We start from the raw sequence: 2,278 nt of genomic DNA, 5'->3' as shown, positions 1-2,278 counted from the left end.
AATATAATAAGGATATCATGAAAAATTATTCAGATATGGTAGAATTTTTTACTCTTTACACTAAAGAAGTAAAAAGATTTATGAATGTTTGGGGGCAAACTATTTTTAGTCCTCTGATTACTATAGGATTATTTTTATTTGTTTTTTATTTCTCGGTAGGAGATAGAATAGATGCACACAAAGTAGGATTTGTTAATTTTTTAGTGCCGGGGTTAATAATGATGGCAATTATGCAGAATGCTTTTGCTAATACTTCTAGTTCTATTATTACTTCTAAAATTATAGGTAATATAGCAGATATGTTAATGTCTCCACTTACTCCCTTACAAATTACTTTAGCGTATTGGTTAGCAGGTATAACTAGAGCAGTACTCATCACTATAGTAGCAATAATAATTTTATTTTTTTCATTATCACTTGATATATATAATATTTTTATTATAGTTTATTTTACATTTGCATCAGCAGGTATTTTAGCACTGCTGGGGATGTTAGCGGCTTTTCTAGCAAAAACCTTTGATCAAATAGCTTATTTTACTACGGTAGTCATAACACCTTTATCTTTTTTATCAGGAACTTTTTATTCCACCTCTAGGTTACCTGATATCATACATAAAATTACCCTATTTAATCCATTTTTTTATATGATAGACGGATTTAGATATGGGTTTAACGGTGTTAATGATTTTTCTGTAATTACAGAAGCTATCTGGTTATTTATACTTAATAGTATCTTGTTATTAATAACCTACTATGTAGTTAGATCTGGCTATAGGTTAAAAAATTAACTATACTATAGGTTATAATATAATAAGAAAAAATTAGCACTAAAGATATTTTTAATTTACACAAGAGATACAAGGTAAATCTTTATACTATAAGAGTAATGATAAAAAGTAAAATACAATGATACATTCCCTGCATGATTATATAATTATTCCCTTAGTGTTATTATTGGTATTATTAAGAAAAAATAAATCTTTTCTGATTTTTATATACTATTATATGCATCCTAAACATCACAAGAATACTGGGGCAATATTTCCCAGCTCTAAGAGTTTAGCAAAGGGGATAACGTCAGGCATAGTTCAAAAGAAACCTAAAAAAATACTTGAGGTTGGGGCTGGTACAGGGGTTTTTACCAAACAAATAATTAATAAATTACAGCCTCATGATACCATTGATATTGTAGAAATTAATACTATTTTTGCTAAAAAATTAGCTAAAAAATATGCTTATCTACCTAATTTGATAGTGCATAATATGTCTATTTTAGATTTTAATCCTGATTATAAATTTAATTATATAATCTCAGGATTACCTTTTAATTATTTCTCTAATAAAATTTTAACTAAGATCTTAAAGAAATATAGCTATTTAATTAATCATGACGGAGTAATTTCGTATTTTGAATATCCTATAGTAAAAATACTTAGAAAAAAGAATTATCAAAAAATAAGGATTATTAATGAATTTCATAGCCACTATATTATAAATCATGTATATATTATTAGAAATATTCCGCCTGCTATTATTTATTATCTTACAACTAAAGATTCTCATAATACGAACTAACCATAATAGACAAAAAATAAATTACCTATTTAAAACCAAGTTACTACTTCATTTATATCTCTACGAGTTTTAGGATGAGTAGGATCTGCATTTCTATAACCAAAAGCTAACATACTTGCAATACCAAAAGTTTGGGTATCAACTTTTAAATTTTCAGTTAGGAAATGATTTATCTTATCTTGGTTAAATCCCTCCATAGGACAGGAGTCTATCTTTAAAGAAGCTGCTGTTAAAATCATATTGGCTAAAGCTATATAAGTTTGTTTAGCAGCCCAATCAAATAATTGTTTCGGATTATTAGTAAGTTTAAAGTCATTGTCTTGAAAATCTTGAATAAAATCTTTTTTAAGCTTGATGACTTCTGGTGGCAGTTTTTGAACTTTAGTAAGAATATGCTCACTATAAGAAGAGGTAGGAGTAATATTCTTTCTTGCTAAAATTAATAATAAATGACTTGCCGTAGGAATTTGTTTTTGCCCGCCCCAAGTTAGTTCTTTTAGTTTTTTTCTTAAATCTGTATCTTGTACTACTAAAAAATGCCAAGGTTCAAACCCAAAAGAACTCTCAGAAAGATTTCCGGCAGTTAAAATTGTGTTAAAATCTTGGTCACTAATTTTTTTAGTGTGATTGAACTCTTTACAAGCATGTCTAAAATTTAAAAGTTCAATGATGTTTTGAGTCATATTCTTTCCTCTTTTATTAA

3 protein-coding genes are annotated in these 2,278 nt (G+C 27.2%); 2 read left to right on the top strand and 1 reads right to left on the bottom strand.

The window, feature by feature from the left end; translation table 11 throughout:
* Both ACQCX0_RS02730 and ACQCX0_RS02725 read left to right on the top strand, forming a co-directional pair.
* A partial coding sequence (locus tag ACQCX0_RS02730) for an ABC transporter permease (protein WP_462562637.1) occupies nt 1-788 on the top strand: 788 nt, incomplete at its 5' end.
* A gap of 118 nt (nt 789-906) precedes the next feature.
* Nucleotides 907-1,575 (top strand): class I SAM-dependent methyltransferase, encoded by a 669-nt coding sequence (locus ACQCX0_RS02725; protein WP_462562636.1) that lies wholly within the window; start codon nt 907-909, stop codon nt 1,573-1,575.
* Between the two features lie 29 nt (nt 1,576-1,604).
* Here the strand turns inward: ACQCX0_RS02725 and ACQCX0_RS02720 are convergent.
* The coding region (locus tag ACQCX0_RS02720; protein WP_462562635.1) for an NAD(P)H-dependent oxidoreductase at nt 1,605-2,278 on the bottom strand (674 nt) is incomplete at its 5' end.

Source organism: Candidatus Hepatincolaceae symbiont of Strigamia maritima (assembly GCF_055505085.1).
This window is presented reverse-complemented; position numbering and strand designations above follow the sequence as displayed.